The organism is Epibacterium ulvae (assembly GCF_900102795.1).
Lineage (GTDB): Bacteria > Pseudomonadota > Alphaproteobacteria > Rhodobacterales > Rhodobacteraceae > Epibacterium > Epibacterium ulvae.
Window position 1 is genome coordinate 259628 of sequence record NZ_FMWG01000004.1, and the last position, 18114, is coordinate 277741.

Below are 18114 nucleotides of genomic sequence, written 5' to 3' on the forward strand. Positions count from 1 at the left end.
CTCACCGCGGTTTGATCTTCTGATGTGCCAAATCCAAAAACCGCTCAAGGGCATTTGACCGCACATGGCTGGGCGGTGTCACCGTATAAACCCCACCAGAGCGCAACGACCACTCGCTTAATAGCCGGGTCAATCGCCCTTGTTTCACATCATCTTGCATTAAGAAATCTGGCAGAACTGTGTAGCAAAACCCCTCAGCCACATAGGCACGCATAGCTAAAGTCATGTTCATCGTCGATACAACTTGCGTGGTCAGCACCTCGCGTTGTTTGCCTTTCTCAAGCACCCATTCCATCTTTTCAGGAAACGCATCACTGCGCACAAATGGAACCGAGGCCAAATCACGCGGCTCTTTTACATTGAGACGTTTCGCTGTCTGCGGTGAACAGACCACGATCACATTAAAATCCATAAGTTTGCGGGCAAGGTTGCTGGAGTCTGACAACCAGCCTATTCGGAAAGCCAGATCATATCGGTCTTCAATGATGTCAATGACCCCATCTGTCAGATGGAGATCGACGCCGACGTCTGGGTAGGCTTCCTGAAATTGCGCCACAAATGGCGCTACATATGAAACACCAAAATCGACAGGGGCGGTCACTCTTAACTTTCCCTTGGGTGTCTTGTCACGGTCTAGAATGCGTTCATAAGCATTGTTGGCTTGTGTCTGCGCAGACTTGGCGTCCTCATAAAAGATGCGCCCCGCTTCTGTTGGCTGCAAATGCCGCGTGTTGCGCAGCAGAAGTGGCGTGCCAACATCTTCTTCAAGAAGTTGAAGTTGCTTGCTGACAACCGCTTTACTGATGCCAAGCACTTGCGCAGCACCTGTAATGGTGCCTGCTTCGACCGTAGCAATGAAGTGGGCGAGGCGATTGAAGTTGGGGCGTCTGCTCATTCTTTAAGTATAGTTTAAATTGATAATAGTGCAAATCTGTTTGGTTTCAGCTGACAGCTAGATTTGCTTTTTTTTGAAAGTGACGCATCGCTTTTTGTTTGGGATATGGGAAAATTTCGTCAGTTTAAAGCTGACATACAGTCTGGATAATCTCTCTTTTACTGACTTGTGTGACGCTCTACCTTTGTTCGCAAGCGAATAGAAAGCCTTTAGGAGATCCCAATGTCTGAAGAGAAACTTATCGTCATTTATGATACCTTTTGCGGCTGGTGCTATGGTGCCGCTCCTGTCTTTGACGCAATTGTCGACACAGATGCCAAAGTTGAGGTCCTGCACCGGCACTTGTTTGACGGCCCATACGCTCCCAAAATGAGCGAGGGAAAAGGCGCTCAGATCCTAAAGCTTATCCCACATGTTGAAGGGCTGACCGGGCAAATTTTTTCCGAGGCCTTCAAAGACAATATCGCGCGATCAGAAACTGAAGTGCTGGCCTCAGGACTTTCCGCACAGGCCGCGGCTCTTGTTCATGATCAAGGTCCAGAAAAAGAATTTGCACTGCGCCATCGTCTTGAAACGCTTCATTTTGGCGAAGGTATGTCCTCAACTGATCGGCAGGCTATCGTTGATGCGCTCATCGCCGAAGGGGTCGCGCCGGATCAGGCGGAACGTATTGGCACACCCGAACTAGAAGCAAAAGCCACTGCATATGCAGAGCGCGCAAAAGTTTTGATGGCTGCCGTCGGATCCCGCGGTGTGCCCACCGTGCTGAAAGTCAGCGGGGATCACGTAACACAAGTCGATCACCAAACCTTCTACGGTCGCCCCGAAACTGTACCCGCAAATCCTGCCGAATTCACATCTATTTAATCCCACATAAAAGGAGCACGACATGACGTCTGCAACCTCTAAAACCTTCGCTATTTTCGGTGCAACTGGCGCCCAAGGATCACCGGTTGTGAAGGAAGCCTTGGCAAAAGGGCACACGGTCCGTGCCATCGCGCGGGACGCCGCAAAAATCGCCTCCCATCATCCCGATGCAATTGCGGTCGCCGCCGATCTTTCAGATGAAGACGCAGTGGCCAAAGCTCTAGAGGGTGTTGATGCCGCCTTCCTGCATTTCCCGATGCCAAGTGGCCCCGACGATAGCCAAAACTGGGCGGCTGCGTTCTTTTCCGCTGCACATAAGGTCAATCTGCCGCTTCTTGTGTACGTCACTGGCGGTCCCTCTGGCGATCGTTTCCCTTCATCTGTAATTGTTGATGCCACAACGCAAGGCATGAACGCCGTGTTAGGCTCTGGCGTTCCTTCGATTGTCCTTCAATCCGCCGTCTACCTCGAAAACCTGCAACCAGAAATTTTCCTTCCAGATCTGCGCTCTAAAGGCAGACTGGACTATCCCCCAATCCCGCATGGGTTAAAGATGCAATGGACCTCACATAAAGATCAGGCAACGCTGGCTGTGGCCGCACTGTCTCGACCGGATCTTGCAGGCAACGCCTTTGAAATCGGCTCACCACAAGCGCTCACTGGTGCCGATCTTGCTGAACTGATTCAGGTATGGGTTGGACGCGATGTTACCTTTGACCCCATGACCCCCGATGAATTTGGCACTCGGGTTGGGGATGCTATTGGAAGTCCAGGAGCGGCCTTTGCGCTTGGCGATCTTTATGGTGCAATTGCCAAACTGAACGGCGAAGACATGGCGGTTGATACAGATGCCCTTGAAACCACGTTCAACGTAAAGCTGACAGCTGTAGCAGATCACATCAAAAGCTGGGCTTAACCTCTACACACATCGTCACTGGGTGTTTTCGACACCTGCAACACCCAGTGGCCACCAAGTTAGAAGACATTTCAAACTATGTCTGTAGGAAATAATTAACACATATATTCGGTAAATCTGTTGTAGCCGGGATGCTAAGATGTCACCCGTCGGCCATTCAGAAATGTCGTTCCGATCTCAAAATTATTGAGGGGGTGCGGACATGGAATGGGTGGTTATAAATGAGCGCTAGTAAAACTGTTTGGTGGGTCTGGAGCAGTTTGATGAAGGCGGGCAGGGTAGGGGCTCACCCTTTTGTGTTGGGTTTGAGGCAAGCTTTAAGAGCCGCATTGGGTGTTGTCACGTTAACTGCTTGCTTAAAGATGCACAGAAGCGTGCGCTTAATTCTGCGCGATTGGCGCACCCTAGCTTATCAAAACAGCGGTTTACATGTGTCCGTACAGTTGAAAAGCTGATACCCAGCATCTCTGAAATATCGCGATCGGTGCAGCCACGAGCGACAAATTGTGCAATCTCTCGCTCTCGTGGAGAAAGCAGTGCAAGGCTGTCCAACTCTGCAGAAACTTGCCCTGATGTCTCATTATGATAGGCAAAGGCCGGGCCAAGGTAAGCCATAAGCGTGTCCAATAAATCAATTTCACGCCGCTCAAATGGTTGCCTGCTTTTTTGACGCCATATTCGAAGATCAACCACTTTGCCATTTCCGGCATCATGGAAGATGTTCATACCGTGGTACATGCCATCCCCGCGCAAGTATTGATGATAGAAATCCGTTTTTGCCAGGTCGGCAATGGGAAACACCTGTTCAACCAATGTCGCACCACGAAAGGCCCGCATACGCGCGGTTAGCGGGTCGTCGTATTGAAACGCAGTCAGGTATTTTTGAACTGCAGCATCGTCACGGTTTACAGATACAGGGTTTGCATACTGGTTCGCCTGATCGTCCCAGACATAAGAGGCCAAAGTATCGCCGCCCAGCAATTTCAAAATCCCTTCGGCGGCCTGCTCGCGCGGGTCATGTGATCCATGGGATGTTGAAAAACCATGGATCAACTCGGCAAACAATTGGATATCTGCACCTGACATATCTCTGATCTGACGTTCCATAACACCCTTCCTTGCACGATTGTAGGAGCAGCCTGCGCCACCCAGCAAGAGGGTCTGTGGTTTTATTTGTAACTTTCGCTTTCAAAACCCAGACTGCGTAATCGCCGCACAATATCAGAGCATTTGCAAGCCGCGCTCCAGAACAACGCCCGCGGCCAACAAAAACCGATCCTCGTTGCGGCGTGTTTCAATCATGAAACCAACCGGCAGGCCTGTTGTGTCTGTACCTGCTGGAATAGACAGGGACGGGGCGCCTGTCAGGCTGGCCAGAGAGGCATTTCGAACCACCGTGGGAAAAGTTGGTTGTGGTCCAAGATCTGTATCGATCATATCTTCATCCCCAATCAAGGGCGGGGGCACTGGCACTGTTGGCATAGCGATCAAGTCCAAACTATGTGTAACAAAAAGCTGCTCATAGGCCTGGCGAAGGTTTGCAATGCCTTTTATTGCTTTTTCGTAAGCGGCTTTTGCTTCATTGCTTGATCCGCGCTCTGGCAACAGATCAAATATCGCTTTGACTTGAGGACTGCCAAGAGATGCGGCGAAATCTTCAATGGATTGGTTTCGAACTTCTGCACAAAACTGTGTCCAGATCGTCGCAGCCTCATGGGTCACGACAATATGTCCGTAGTTCTGTTCTAAATCGGTAAAAGGCGTTTCATCTACCTCGACAATTTCAACCAGCCCTTCGGATTGAAGACGGTCCACTGCTTTTTGAAATTGTACATCCAGTGAAACAGAGAGACCTTGTTTGTGATAAAACAGCCCGATCCGCAGGGGCCGCTGGGTCGTAGGCACCGGGTCTATTTCGTCACAGATCAACGCATCAACCTCGATGATATCTGTCACACTGCTTGCCATTGGTCCGATGGTGTCACGCGTGGTGCTGAGCGTCAAAACACCCCCATCGGGGTAGCGCCCCGTTGAGGGGCGAAAGCCAACAATCCCACAAAATGCTGCAGGAATGCGGGTAGAGCCGCCCGTATCTGTTCCAAGGGCAAAAGGCACAATCCCAGAGGCAACCGCAGCGGCAGACCCACCGGAGGATCCTCCAGACACCCGTGTTCTATCAAACGGGGTTGGCACGGCACCAAAATGCGCATTGTTGTTGGTCACCCCAAAAGCCAGTTCGTGCAGATTCAGCTTGAGTGGAGCATGCGCGCCGGCTGCTTTTAATTTGGCGACGGCTGGCGCATCCGCTTTGGGCTGATTGTCAAGTAATGCAGGGCTACCCCCCGTCGTTGGGAAAGGTAGGCAATCAATATTGTCTTTCACCGCAAACGGAATACCCGCCAAGGGTCCTTCGGCCTGTGGCGCAACAGAATTTGAATGGGCAAGAACTGCATTCCTCTGATCTGCTGCGGCGCGTGACAAGACAGAATCCGTCAACGCCTGTGCGCCGCGCTGATCCCGTATCTGACGTGCCTGAGACAGCGATAAGGTGTGATCTGAAGGTGTAAAGTGAGCTGAAGCTTTGGGCATATTGAGCCTTTGGAGAAGATCAAACGAGACGGCTTGATCTTAAGGAGCGCATGTACATCACCCTATCGTCAATAATGTCGATACCCCGGATCGGTACCTCTCATTAGGCTTCAGCGAACAGAAAAAAGGGGCAAAGCCCTATTCCACCAACTGGGAGACACTTTGAGATGGATAGAAGAGCTTTTTTAAGTTCCAGTGCTATGGCGCTGGCTGCGAGCCAACTGCCTCGCGTAGCAACTGCACAAGCGACTCCGGTAGGTAAACCATTAAAACTGGGTTTTCTTATACCCCGATCTGGGACTGCAGGATTGTTTGGCCCCTCATCTGAAGCCTGCATCGAACTGGCGGTCAATAAGATCAATGCAGAAGGCGGCATTCTTGGTCGCCCGATTGAAGCCTTGCTTGGGGATGCGGGTGGCGCGCCAAGCGACACTGTGCAAGCTGCACAGCGTATGTGGCGTCGCGACGGTGTCGAGGCCATTGTCGGTGAACATGGCAGCGCCTCTCGCGAAGCGGTTGCAGGTGCGCTACGTGGCCAGTTGCCATATGTCTATTCTCCTGTGAATGAAGGGGGATATTGTACTGACGGTGTCTTCACGACAGGCGAAACGCCAAGCCAGCAGCTGGCACCTGCTATTCCATATCTGGCCAAGGAACGTAGTATAAAACGCTGGTATTTGATCGGCAATGATTACAGCTGGCCCCGCATCACCAATGCAGCTGCAAAAGAATTTATTGAAGACTCAGGCGGTGAAGTGGTTGGGGAAGAATATCATCCGTTTACCACTGACAATTTTGACAGTTCGCTTGCCAATATCCGCGACAGCGGCGCCGAGGCTGTGTTGATCAATTTGGTGGGTGGAGCCTCTGTTGTCTTTAACCGGGCTTACGCGTCCTTTGGGTTAGACAAACAAGCATTGCGCCTTGGCACATTAATCGAAGAAAACACATTGGCTGGGATTGGGGCGGAAAACAGCGGGGATCTTTATTCTGTTTCAGGTTACTTTGATGCATTGGACACGCCTGCAGCGCTTGCATTCCGCAAAACATACTATGACACTTTTGGGGTCGATGCGCCGGTTTTAAACACGCTTGGGCAAAGCTGTTTTGAAGCAGTGTTGTTTTTGCAGGCTGTGATCGAAAAGGCCGGCGAGACCAGCATTGATGCCATCACAGCAGCCTCCGAAGGCATCAGCTACAGCGGACCACGCGGAGATGTCACCATGTCGGGTCGCTTTGTGAACGCCAATATCTATCTGGCCAAGGCTGAAGGTACGGAGTTCAAAATTATCGAAAACTTTGGAGGCATCGCTTCCGGCACGACCTGTTCAATCTAATCTCATGGAGTCATCAGTTCTGTTCCTTCTCAATACCAGCTATGCGGTGCTAACGCTTGCATTGGTGGTATTGGGCCTGGCGATTATCTTTGGCCTCCTGGGCGTGCTGAATATGGCCCATGGTGAATTTGTCGCCATCGGTGCCTATTGCGCATTTGCGGTGCAATCCGCGGGTTTACCATTGATCCTGTCATTGCCACTTGCGATCATAACGACGGGGGCTGTCGGGTGGCTGATCGAAGCTTCCGTTATCCGCCATCTGTATAAGCGGCCCTTTGATACGCTTTTGGCGACATGGGGGCTTTCGATCCTTTTACGCGAAGGGATCGAATTGGCATTTGGGCTTGAATACCGGTCGGTGTCTGAACCTGTGAGCGGCAGTGTGCGCCTTTTGGGTGTGGATTATCCCATCTATCGCATCATGCTGATGGTTGCGCTGTTAATCGGCTTCGCCGCGCTTTATGTTTGGTATCGTCGCTCCAATGCTGGTGTGCGGGTGCGCGCAATGATCGCGAATCCACAGCTTGCAACGATTGTCGGAATCGACACTCAGAAGCTGGCGCGTCTGGCGTTTGCGGCTGGTGCTGCCTCAGCGGGTTTGGCCGGCGCAATGCTTGCGCCTTTGGTGCGGATTGAACCCTTTATGGGCATCGATTTCCTGCTGCAGTCCTTTTTCGTTCTGGTTGTCGGCGGTCTTGGCAGCCTTGAAGGGTTGTTTATCGGTTCAAGCCTTATCGGTGGCGCAGAAAGCGCAGGATCAACCCTGATGGGAGGCACTGCGGGGTATGTAACCGTTCTTCTGATCTCCATCCTATTTTTGTGGCTCAAACCTGAGGGTCTTCATGCGCGTCGCTGATTTGTCTTTTCCAGTGGTTCTGGCGCTGATCTGCGCCGTGCCCTTTACGATGGGCGAGTTTACCGCTCATCAATTGGGCCTCTTTTTACTTTACGGGATCGTCGCACAGGGGATCGCATTGTGCTGGGGCAAAGTGGGCATCCTGCCCCTTGGACAATCGTTGTTCTTTGGCTTGGGGGCGTATCTTGGCGGTAGTGCACTGATTGCATATGAAACGCAGCCTGTGGTCCTTTATCCCGCACTATTAGGTGCCATCTTAGTGCCGGCAGCGCTAGCGGGAGGAATTGGCTTTTTGGTGTTTCGCCGGCAGGTCGGGTCTGGCCCTTATTTTTCGCTGATCACGCTGGCGTTGACGATGCTGGCCTATCAGGTGGCGCTCAGTACGGACTGGTTGACGGGCGGTTTCAACGGTCTGTCCGGCATCCCGTCCTTGCCCGGCACAGACCCTTGGACCAATTTGTACTGGGTTATTGTTCTGGCGCTGATTTTATCAACGACAGTTTTACTGTGGATCACACGCAGCCCGCTGGGGCAGTTGTTTCAGGCGGTATCCGAAAACGAGCTGCGCATGTCCTTCCTTGGTTATGACACAGCAAAGCTCAAGGCGCTGGCCTTTGCCATCTCAGCAGGTCTTGCGGGCATGGCCGGTGCTTTGTTTGCGGCTCAGCAAGGGATCGTAACGCCACAATCGCTCAGCTACCTTCTGGCTGGTGAGCTGTTGATCTGGACGGCGCTTGGCGGGCGCAACAGTCTTATCGGCCCGGTCGTCGGTGCTGTTCTGGTTGGAATGCTGACATCTGAACTGCGCAATACGGTGCAGTCCTGGGAAATCATCATGGCGCTGTTGTTTATTGGAACAGTTCTTTTTGCGCCACGCGGTCTTGCCGGATTGACGGAACGGTTTTTAGCTCCCTTTGCCCAAAAAACCAAAACCGACAGAGACGACCTTCGCACAGTGGATAGGCCACTAGTTCCCGCTTCGTTAAGGTTTAAGGATGTGAACGTTTCGGTTGGCGCCGTAAACATTTTGCGCGGTTTAACCTTAGATGTGAAAAAAACAGGGCTGCATTGTGTGATTGGGCCAAATGGTGCGGGCAAAACGTCAGCCTTTAATGCTATGACAGGACGTTTGCCGGTGACAGGTGGCCAAATCCATTGGAAAGAGCGTGAAATTACCAACTTACCGCCGCACCGCGTTGCGCGCCTTGGCATTGCACGTAAGCTTCAGGTACCTGCGATTTTCCCTGATATGACCATTGGCCAACACATCGATATCGGTCTGTGGTCAACGGGTCTGACGGTTTCGGAAATGCTGGGCCAACGCGCCTTTCGTCGCCGCAATGAGATTTTAGATGTGCTCCATGATTTGTTCCCTGTTTTGGGAGATGAGAGCAAACGGGCGGGCAGCCTGTCGCTGGGTCATCGGCAGGTCTTGGAGTTTGCACTGTCCGTGATTGCTCGGCCTAATTTGGTGTTATTGGATGAGCCTTGCGCGGGACTGTCAACGGAGGAAACCGCAGAGCTGACCGCAGCTATTCGCCAGATTTGTCGGAAATTCGAAATCTCAGCCCTTATCATTGAGCATGATTTCTCGGTCATCGAAAGTCTGTCTGACCATGTTTACGTATTACACCAAGGTGCTGCGCTGTCAGAGGGCAGTTTAGAAGACATTCGCGCCGATACCACAGTGCAGGCAGTCTATGCAGGAGGGCGCAAATGAGCATGCAACAGTTCACTGTTCAAAACCTTGCAACCGGATACGGCGACCTACAGGTTCTGCAAGATATCAGCTTTGATGTCGGTGCTGGCGAATGTCTTTGTATTGCTGGTCGCAATGGTGTGGGCAAAACCACATTAATGCGTGCGCTCTCTGGAGAGTTACCGCTCATATCAGGTGGGATTCAGATGCAAGGAACAGAAATTTCAGCGCTGCCGACCAATCGCCGCCATGGCTTGGGCCTGAGTTACGGACCACAAGACAGCGTGACTTTTGCACCGCTGAGCGTGAAAGAGAATCTAACGCTTCATTATCAAGACCAAAATCTTGAGCGATATGAACATCTGTTTGCTCTGTTTCCCAGGATACGCGAACGGTTGGAGCAATCTGCTGGTAGCCTATCAGGTGGCGAGCGCAAAATACTCTCTTTCACGCGCGTTATGGCTGAAGATGCACAAGTCGTTCTACTGGATGAACCAACAGAGGGTGTGGCGCCGGAAAATATTGATCACATGGCAACCGTCATAAGATCGACACTCCAGGCGAGGCATTCTGTGATTGTAGTGGAGCAAAACCTATCGTTAATCGAGGCAATTGCAGATCGGGTGATTGTGATGGATCATGGGGCGATCATCCACGAGACTGCGAATGGGCCAGAGTTGCGAAACGAAATCTCGAACTTGTTGAAGGTTTAAGGAATGTGTCGCAGAGCTTTAGAGCAATAGTCGTTATGAAGACGCGCCTATGCTGCGAGGTTGGCGAACTGCGCAAAGCCTTGGTTTCGTCATAGTGATCTCTTCCAGATCACGTTAGGACACCGCGTATACGATCTAGAATTCCACTGTGAAGGGATCACATTTTGGGGATAGTGACACTCCTCACGATCAATTACCCGTCTGCTTATCCCCAAAACTATGGATAGAATTCCATCATGGATTTGATAACAACGAGGACATGTACTGGCAGGGTCTTTAAATGGCGGAGCTGCCATGTGTTTTGAGAGAGGCCGTATGCTGACAGGAAATATTCAAGCTCTTTACCATTACCCTGTGAAAGGGTTGACCGCGCAACGTATTGATCATGTGCGCTTGAACCCTGCGCAAGGCTTTCCGTTTGATCGCGAATTTGGCTTTGCGCGTCATGACAGTGGATATGACCCAAACGCCTATAAACCGCTTCCCAAAACGCGGTTCTTGATGTTGATGATGGACGAACGTCTTGCGGGGTTAGAGAGCCACTTTGACACTGAAACCTGGCAGTTGTCGTTACATGTGCAAGGCAAGCCTTTGATGGCGGCGGATCTTTCAACCCAAAAGGGCCGACAGGAAACCGAAACTTTTTTTGCACGCATGTTTGATATGACCGCGGACGAGATGCCGCGTTTTGTTCATGCCGCCCCGCATCGGTTTACAGATGTATCCGTTGCTTCTGAAGCCTTGATGAATGCAGTGTCGCTGATCAATACCAACAGTGTGAAAGCTTTTGGTGAAAAGATTGGCCAAGAGATCGATCCTATGCGGTTTCGCGGCAATATCCTGTTTGATGGGTGGCCACCTTTTTCTGAACTGGATCTTGTCGGTAAGGAAATTCGAATTGGTGATGCCCGGGCCAAAATCACATTGCGCACGCGCCGGTGTGCCGCAACTGAAGTAAACCCTAAGACCGTCAAACGCGATCTGCCCCTGCCTCGCCTGCTGGTGCAGCACTATGGGCATGCGGATATGGGTGTTTATGCCGAAATTGAAACCGGGGCAGAGATTGAACCCGGTACCCCTATCCGTTGTGAAGGAGTGTGAGATGAACGAAACGTTGAAACTCCGCCTTGAGGCGCGTCGCGATCTGACCTCTGAGATTACAGAGTTTACATTTGCGTCCTCAGGTGACGCCCCGCTTCCTCCATATGAACCGGGCGCCCATCTGACGTTGAATACCCCTTCTGGAAATTGGAGAAGCTATTCGTTGACCGGTGTCAACACTTCCGCGGATCGTTACGTGATTGCAGTGAAGCGAGAAGAGGGCGGGCAGGGCGGCTCCAATTCAATGCATGCGGATCTTTCTATCGGAAATCTAATTGAGGCGCGCGTGCCGAAGAATGCATTTTCTCTTGAAACAGCACCCCGGTATTTACTGATTGCCGGCGGGATTGGAATTACACCGATTTTGTCTATGTTTTTTGCATTGCGCAAAGAGTGCAAACCGGTGCAATTGATCTATCTGACACGCAGCGCTGAAGATACAGCATATCTAGATGCTCTCACCGCTCAAGATGCGGCTTGTGTCATAGTGCATCATGACAATGGTGATCCCGAGCAGATTATTGATCTTTGGCCATATCTTCAGACCCCAGAAGACTGCCATTTGTATTATTGCGGCCCGGCGGGGTTGATGCAGGCGATTTATCTGAACTCGATCCACTGGCCGCGGTCGCAAGTTCATTCTGAAGATTTTGCAGGTATCGTTGCACATAGCGGTACGGCACACCCATTTCGTCTGCGGCGCGCGGCGACGGATGAGCTGTTTGACGTACCTGCAGATAAGAGCATTCTGGATGTTCTGCGTGAAAACGGTATCGCCTATGAGAGCTCTTGTGAAAGTGGTACATGCGGCACCTGCCGGATGACACTGACCGCAGGTGAAGTTGCACATCGCGACATCGTGCTATCAGATGAAGAGCGACATACGGCAATTATGCCTTGTGTGTCCCGCGCTGCTGGTGAAGAAATCACTGTTGAGTTTTAATGCGGAAACGATCCGGCGGCCTTTTTGTGATGAGACCGCCAGATGATGCAAACCTTCTGAAGAGCGATAGGTTTGCATCTTCATGCTAGGTTAGTGGTTGGGGAGATGACTGTTTGCAGGGCGTTAAAAAACCGGCAACATATCAAAGCCAGATCATTCAGTCTCCTTGGGCGTGGTAAGTGCTATCAAACTGCTGCTCAAAGAACGACCTTGCCAGTGAAAAGACACCCCCTGAAATCATTCATGACAACCGCGATCACGCCAGACCATGCCCCAAAGTGGTCGTCTACAGAAATCGCTGCAACAGACCCCTGAAAACGCCGATACTATTGAGACCGCGCACGGCTTCCCTATTTTCAAACCAGAAGTGTCTTCAGCCTATGAATAAAAACCCACCGTTCGCAGCCGAACGGTGGGATGTAACAGTGTTCTGAATTTTTTTTAATCAGTGGCGATTCATGCCAAACATTTTGGCGAATTTATCCCTTTTCCGCGTCCGCTGAGGAGCCTGCTCCGCTTCCGCTGCGGCTTTTTTAGCCTCTTCTGCAGCTGTTTGCAGTTTGTCTTCCTCTGACGCAATCACATCGGTCAGCTCCGCCACATCATTATCATCATAGGCAAGCTGCGTGCGGAACTCACCGCCGCTGAAACGCGCCAGCAAGTCCACTTCGCTCATGATTTCCGGCACTTGATAAATGCGTTCTGCGAATGCATCCAGAATGACGGCGTCGGGGTTCCAGGTTCGTGGATCACTTTCATCAGTGCCGGTGTCACGATTGATGACAAGGAACCGATGCTGGGGCCCGCCGTTCAGATCAAACACCGAACCTGTAATTGGCGTTGTCACGCGTTCACCGTTAAATACACGTGTTTTCATAGCGCCATTTTCATCCGGCACGCTCACAAAACGACGACTGCCTTTTCGCAAGTCAAAGACTTCAAGCTTCGCCTCAGGATCGTCTTTCTTGAACTCTAGAAATGCCAGAGCAGTCTGCGCATCACAAGTCGCCCCACGCATCCCGTCGAACCTTGCCGCTGCCAACTTGGCTTTATCTGTAACTTCTTTTTGTGCCTTTTCCTGATCTGTCAGGGGTGTTTCTGAATAGTTGCCCTTTTTAAACATCTTATCGCTGGCATCGATATTTCTCTCTTCCCTTTTCACACTGAAGTTCTGGGAGTCTTCAATCGCCAGCGTTCTCATCGCCTCCAGACGGCGCATAGATTTGCCCGGATCTTCACCTCCACGGCCAGACCTTAATAACGGTGTGATATTCGGATACTTGCGTTCCAACTCTATTTTGAATGTCTGTTGCATATTCTCAATATCCCAATGGGCATTATTCGCTGATCTTTTGTTCTGCTTCAGAACTTCAGCTTTTGATTTGCCCTCAGAGTCTGGATCATATTGAGGTTTTTGGAAGAAATCTCTGTTGGCTGGAAACGGGCGTCCCCGATGCAATCGCTCTTGTTCAGGAAAACCACGCTTCGGGTCGGGATCATGATACTTTTGCTCAGGCGTCCCTTTGATCGCGACCATGACTTTCTGTGCGGTTGCCTTATGACGCTTGGCATTGGTCTCTATCTCGCTGTTATTGCGCATCCAGGCTTCCGGAATTTCATCGGTGCCTGCCGTCTCACGTAACTTTGGAACTTTAACTTCTGTCCGGGTGTTATCTTCGCAAGCTGAAGACAACATGGTTGACCACTCTTTGGGCGCAGAAGCAGCAGAGGATGAGTCAGGCTTTGCAGAGTTTTGAGCGGTATTGTTGCGCGATGGCGCAGAAGGTTTAGCGTCAAATTCTGCTGAAGGACGTGAGGATGAGGCAATCTCACCGATGTTCGGAGTTGAGGGCATTGGAATCTCGCATTAACAAAAGCTCATCCTCGATCATCAATTTTTCGCGAGATATTAGGTAATTTAAATTTCTTATAGGCTACAAATTGGAGGCATAAGGGTCTTCAACTGATCAACTTATGACCTATCGACGCGCCTCACTAACAAAACCTATGTCAAAGGCTATGTCGCAAATCCCAACTGAACCTTAGCAGCCACGGAGTTTCCATGGCACCAGCCAATCGACAGTAGATGCCTGACGGCAGCACAAATAGGCTCCAACAGAGCAATTTAATAAGAGAGTGTTATTGGCTTCGCGAACGGGATCATCGGCTGGACAGCATCGACGACACAGGGCACGCAGTTTGTCTTAGACGCACTGGAATAGGTAATCCAGATGATCGGGGGATCATTTGAAGGCGCAGAACGCCCCGGCCGAGACGACCATCGGCCTGTTCAAAGGACGTCCAAAGAGCAGGTCGAATGGATGGGTAGACTGGTTCAAATAAGAGCGCCTGCTGCGGCATGCCCATCGAAGCGAATGAATGATACCAACAAATCTCGAAATCAGACAAAATCACAGCTTGAAAGACGAACTCAACAGTCACCCGCAAGACCCGGGCAGTTCACAGCTGCTGCGCCTTCACACCAGCTCATATCCTCTGACCATTCCAATGATATCTGTTCATCTCAAAATCTACGTTTCATGGTCTTTCCTTGGCTTGGACGGATTACTAATATCTCAGTAGCCCAGTCTTTATTGTCATAAAGGCTGCAAATGAGGCCAAAGACAAGACAATGGCAATAACCCAGCTTTGGCAGACCTACTTTGCCTATCTCAAAGTTCTCGGTTCTGACTGGCTCTATCTCAGGACTATCCTCGACAATTATAGCCGCTAGATCTCCTCGTGGGAGTATTGCATCAATATGCGGGCTGAAGACAGGCTAAGTGGTACCTTGTAGTTGGCGTTTCAAGCGTCAGGATGTTGACCTGTTCAGGTCCTCCACAAGCCAAGGCTGCCGAGCGGGAACAGCTCCAACTATGTCTCAAGCGGATTGGCGGAATAGTTCGAGACAAAGGTACGAAGTATGCGCCCTGTGCACCGTATCACCCCGGGCACAAGGAAAGATTGAGCGTTGGCACCAAATCTTGAGGAGCCGCATCTTTCTGGAAAACACCTTCTTGCCGGGTGACCTTCAAACCCAGATTGAAGCCTTCGTCTATCACAACAACTATCAACGATATCGCAAGAGCCTGAACAACATTGCGCCAGCCGGTGTTGACTTCACATGTGGTAAAGAAGGCGTTCTAAAACAAAGGGGGAGGATTAAACGCAAGCCCCTCGAAGCGCGACGCTTACTTCAAAGCAAACGCGCCGCCAATCACACTAACCAGATGAGGCAAACGCTCCCGCAGTTTCTTGGCAAAAAAGCGGTGCAGATAGCAAATGTTAAGGCGTTTCAACCTATGTGGATAGATACATTCGAGCGAGTTGGGTTTTTTCTTCAGTGGTTTTCTTTAAGATCATCGACAATCGAAGGCGCAAAAAATCCAGATTCTGCGACCTTATATCCGTACTCTTAAGTACCTCCTCTGCCTTCTCATAATTTCCATTTAACAGAAGTGAGAATACATAGGTCTCAAGCAGCCTCGTGTCTTGGGGGAACAAATGGTGACCCGACTGGCTATAAATCAAAGCTTTTTCAACAAATTGGCCTTTGATTGCATAGGTCGAAAGAAGATACAGAATATCCGCTGCTTTTCTCACACCTGCACTCCTGATGCTGCGCCTAAAACACAGATAATTTCAATATATGCCACCCAAAGAACACTTAGTCGTTTAGTCTTGCTCCAGCAACGTTGCATTTGACATATAACTAAATCTTGTCATGAAATCCTTAATCCTCTGCGTCGTCACCTGATGGGCCTCTCGTAACCGGAACTTTGATGAAGCGGTGAATGATTTTGCGGGAGATTTATTTGAAAAGTCTATATTTTACAGATACTTAAATACGTTCGTATGTGATCATAAATTTAATTTATTCCAAATTTTAGCAATCTGTTGGTTTCGTACCCCGCAAAGGGTGCGCACATGAATCAGAACGTTGAATTTTATAACCATCTGGCAGATTTTTATGACCAGATCCACGGTGATCGGTCACTTGAGATTGCCTTCTACCAAGAACAAGCATCCAATGCGCAGTCGATTTTGGAGGTGCCCGTAGGATCAGGTGTTCTTGCGCAAGCCTTGTGCAGGCAAGATCGGCGTGTGGTTGGCGTTGATCTCTCGGAAGAAATGCTAGTGAAGGCGCGATCGCTCACGAAAGAGGCCGAATTTGTCAAAGGTGATATGTGCGCGTTCGACCTGAACGAAACCTTTGATCTGGTTTTGTGCCCTCTGAATTCGTTTATGCACCTATGCACTGAAGATCAGGCATTGGCCGCGCTTACGTGTTTTAAGGAGCACTGTAGTGCGAATGGCAAGGTTATCGTATCAATTGATCAAGTTGCTCTAGAGTATATGCCAAAAAAATTTGAAGGTATCAGAGCCCAATTCAAAGATAAAACCAGCGATAGCAATATCACTGTATTAGAGAAAACGAAGTTCGACCGGAAAACAAACATCATGAATGTGCAGTGGAGCGCATTTGATGATGAGACACGGGATCTTAAAGCGACCTCCAGCTACGACAACCGCTTTTATTCAAACCTTGAAATAAGGAAGTATTTAGAAAAAGTTGGACTTCGTGTGATAGCAGATTATGGCGATTACGAAAAAAATGAGAGAACAAATATTTCCAGCCGTCAAATCTTGATCTCGGAATGCGCATAATAGCGTGACCACGAAAAATACAAAAACAGGTATGAATAAATGACGATATCTTCCGTAGATAGTGCAAATAGTCAAGTTATTGCAAGTGCCACCGAACAAACCTTGAAAACACACCAAACACAAATGAGGAGCGATAAAAGCGCCCTGATTGTTGATCGTGAGCTTCATAAAGTAAATGCTGAGCGCGCCGTCAGAACGATGATGCAAAAGAGAATCACTGATGTTTTGAAAGATGCAATTACGACCATAAAAAAATCTGGTGATGAAATAAGAAAAAATTAAGTGAAAAATTTCAACCTATTAAAAAAAATCATAACCAATTAATCGAAGCCTAATGTTTAGTGAACGTAGAACAGACGTAAATGGCTTTAGGGTCAGAATGACAGAGGGACATTTGAAATGATTGTAAGCATGATCATCCAGCAGATTCAGGCAGCGATTGCTAAAGCTGCAGCTGAAAAGCAAGCAGACCAGATGAATCAGCAAGCTCAGCAGCAGATGCAAGAAACACAGCAGATGCAGCAAAAGATTAATCAAGAGCTGCAGCAGATGATGGACAAGCTTGAAGACTTGGGATTAGGTAACGATTCCAAGCCTCAACAGGAAGCGGGCGGCGCACCTGGTGGCGCGAATCAAACTGGTGGTGCGCCCGGTGGTCCTGGCGGCGATCTCAACATGCCTGATCTCAATCAGCCATTTGGTGGTCTAAACTTGCTGCAAGGCGAAGGCGAAAACCCGCTTTCGCAGCCATTTGGTGGTCCGATTGCGGAAATGATCAAAGCTTTGGATGAGCTTGTAAACCAAACGCAAAACGACGCAATCGCAGCTGAAGGTCAAGGGGGTGGCGGTGCTGTCGAAGGCAAACCAGAACGGCCTCCGGTTTCCGACGATCCGATTAAAGCGGCCGAACAACGTTTGAACACATTGAACAAACTTGAAGATCAGCTCGATAATGCAAGTAACAAGGTCGACAAACTTGTAGATCAAGGCGTTATGACTGAAGCTGAAGGCGATAAGCTCAAAAATCAAATGGAGCGCCAATTTCAACGCGCTGAAGATAAACTTGTCGATAATCCTAAAGCCTTCGACAAGATGGAACTTCCAGACTTCAAAGGTATGGCTGGGAAGCTGGATAAATTACAAGATATTACGAAGCAAGCGGAAGAGAATAAAAACGAAGTTGATCAGCGAGTTGCATCAGGCGAAATTTCAGCCGAAGATGGCGAGAAGATCAAAAATAGAATTGATGCAGCTGTAGAAAAAGCAAAGCAGGCAATTCTTGACCCTGATAATAGCAATGATGCCGTCGATAAACGTCCTGCTCAAAACTCTCAACAAGTGAGTGATGATAAAGTTCTCGAAGATGTTGATAAATATCTCGATAAAGTTGATGACAACTTAAACAGAATCGGCGACACTAATAAAAAGATCGATAACAACAATTCTCTTTCTGATGAAGGTAAAGAGAAGATGAAAAACCAGCTGCTGCAAGATGCGCTGTTGAAGATGCCATAAGGCTTAATCAAGAGG

16 protein-coding genes are annotated in these 18114 nt (G+C 49.7%); 12 read left to right on the forward strand and 4 right to left on the reverse strand.

Annotated features, from left to right (window positions below; translation table 11 throughout):
• Window position 1 precedes the first annotated feature (1 nt).
• A complete protein-coding gene (locus BLP79_RS08325; RefSeq protein WP_090218039.1) occupies window positions 2-895 on the reverse strand; it encodes a LysR family transcriptional regulator in 894 nt (297 codons plus the stop codon).
• A gap of 222 nt (window positions 896-1117) precedes the next feature.
• Here BLP79_RS08325 and BLP79_RS08330 point away from each other — a divergent pair, with 222 nt between their 5' ends.
• Both BLP79_RS08330 and BLP79_RS08335 read left to right on the forward strand, forming a co-directional pair.
• On the forward strand, window positions 1118-1762 hold the full coding sequence (locus BLP79_RS08330; protein ID WP_090218041.1) for a DsbA family protein: 645 nt from the start codon (window positions 1118-1120) through the stop codon (window positions 1760-1762).
• Between the two features lie 22 nt (window positions 1763-1784).
• Entirely contained in the window at window positions 1785-2678 is an 894-nt protein-coding gene (locus BLP79_RS08335; protein WP_090218042.1) for an SDR family oxidoreductase, read from the forward strand.
• Window positions 2679-3017: 339 nt separating this feature from the next.
• Here the strand turns inward: BLP79_RS08335 and BLP79_RS08340 are convergent, their stop codons facing one another.
• Both BLP79_RS08340 and BLP79_RS08345 read right to left on the reverse strand, forming a co-directional pair.
• Window positions 3018-3785: a helix-turn-helix transcriptional regulator gene (locus BLP79_RS08340; RefSeq protein ID WP_090218044.1), complete on the reverse strand. Its 768-nt coding sequence runs from the start codon at window positions 3783-3785 to the stop codon at window positions 3018-3020.
• Between the two features lie 114 nt (window positions 3786-3899).
• Complete coding sequence (locus BLP79_RS08345) at window positions 3900-5267, reverse strand: amidase family protein (protein WP_090218046.1); 1368 nt, start codon at window positions 5265-5267, stop codon at window positions 3900-3902.
• 167 nt (window positions 5268-5434) lie between these two features.
• On the opposite strand from BLP79_RS08345, the gene BLP79_RS08350 reads away from it, so the two are divergent.
• The 6 genes from BLP79_RS08350 (at window position 5435) to BLP79_RS08375 (ending at window position 11916) form a co-directional block, all read left to right on the forward strand.
• Complete coding sequence (locus BLP79_RS08350; RefSeq protein WP_090218047.1) at window positions 5435-6604, forward strand: substrate-binding domain-containing protein; 1170 nt, start codon at window positions 5435-5437, stop codon at window positions 6602-6604.
• A gap of 4 nt (window positions 6605-6608) precedes the next feature.
• Window positions 6609-7460, forward strand: a complete 852-nt coding sequence (locus tag BLP79_RS08355) for a branched-chain amino acid ABC transporter permease (protein ID WP_090218049.1) — start codon at window positions 6609-6611, stop codon at window positions 7458-7460.
• The gene (locus tag BLP79_RS08360) at window positions 7447-9180 is read left to right on the forward strand and encodes a branched-chain amino acid ABC transporter ATP-binding protein/permease (RefSeq protein ID WP_090218051.1); all 1734 of its coding nucleotides are present in this window, start codon (window positions 7447-7449) and stop codon (window positions 9178-9180) included. Before BLP79_RS08355 ends, BLP79_RS08360 begins: the two co-directional genes overlap by 14 nt.
• Complete coding sequence (locus BLP79_RS08365; protein WP_198511987.1) at window positions 9177-9872, forward strand: ATP-binding cassette domain-containing protein; 696 nt, start codon at window positions 9177-9179, stop codon at window positions 9870-9872. Before BLP79_RS08360 ends, BLP79_RS08365 begins: the two co-directional genes overlap by 4 nt.
• Before the next feature lie 294 nt (window positions 9873-10166).
• The gene (locus BLP79_RS08370) at window positions 10167-10973 is read left to right on the forward strand and encodes an MOSC domain-containing protein (protein WP_198511988.1); all 807 of its coding nucleotides are present in this window, start codon (window positions 10167-10169) and stop codon (window positions 10971-10973) included.
• Window position 10974: 1 nt separating this feature from the next.
• A complete protein-coding gene (locus BLP79_RS08375) occupies window positions 10975-11916 on the forward strand; it encodes a PDR/VanB family oxidoreductase (RefSeq protein ID WP_170830469.1) in 942 nt (313 codons plus the stop codon).
• Window positions 11917-12361: 445 nt separating this feature from the next.
• Here the strand turns inward: BLP79_RS08375 and BLP79_RS08380 are convergent, their stop codons facing one another.
• Window positions 12362-13612: a hypothetical protein gene (locus tag BLP79_RS08380; RefSeq protein WP_139163183.1), complete on the reverse strand. Its 1251-nt coding sequence runs from the start codon at window positions 13610-13612 to the stop codon at window positions 12362-12364.
• A gap of 1180 nt (window positions 13613-14792) precedes the next feature.
• On the opposite strand from BLP79_RS08380, the gene BLP79_RS19490 reads away from it, so the two are divergent.
• The 4 genes from BLP79_RS19490 (at window position 14793) to BLP79_RS08400 (ending at window position 18099) form a co-directional block, all read left to right on the forward strand.
• On the forward strand, window positions 14793-15335 hold the full coding sequence (locus BLP79_RS19490) for a transposase (protein WP_139163184.1): 543 nt from the start codon (window positions 14793-14795) through the stop codon (window positions 15333-15335).
• A 508-nt stretch (window positions 15336-15843) separates the two neighbouring features.
• Window positions 15844-16584, forward strand: coding sequence for a class I SAM-dependent DNA methyltransferase (locus tag BLP79_RS08390; protein ID WP_090218058.1), 741 nt, complete (start codon window positions 15844-15846; stop codon window positions 16582-16584).
• A 39-nt stretch (window positions 16585-16623) separates the two neighbouring features.
• On the forward strand, window positions 16624-16866 hold the full coding sequence (locus tag BLP79_RS08395) for a hypothetical protein (RefSeq protein ID WP_090218060.1): 243 nt from the start codon (window positions 16624-16626) through the stop codon (window positions 16864-16866).
• Window positions 16867-16995: 129 nt separating this feature from the next.
• Window positions 16996-18099, forward strand: a complete 1104-nt coding sequence (locus BLP79_RS08400; RefSeq protein ID WP_157843972.1) for a DUF2680 domain-containing protein — start codon at window positions 16996-16998, stop codon at window positions 18097-18099.
• Window positions 18100-18114 lie beyond the last annotated feature (15 nt).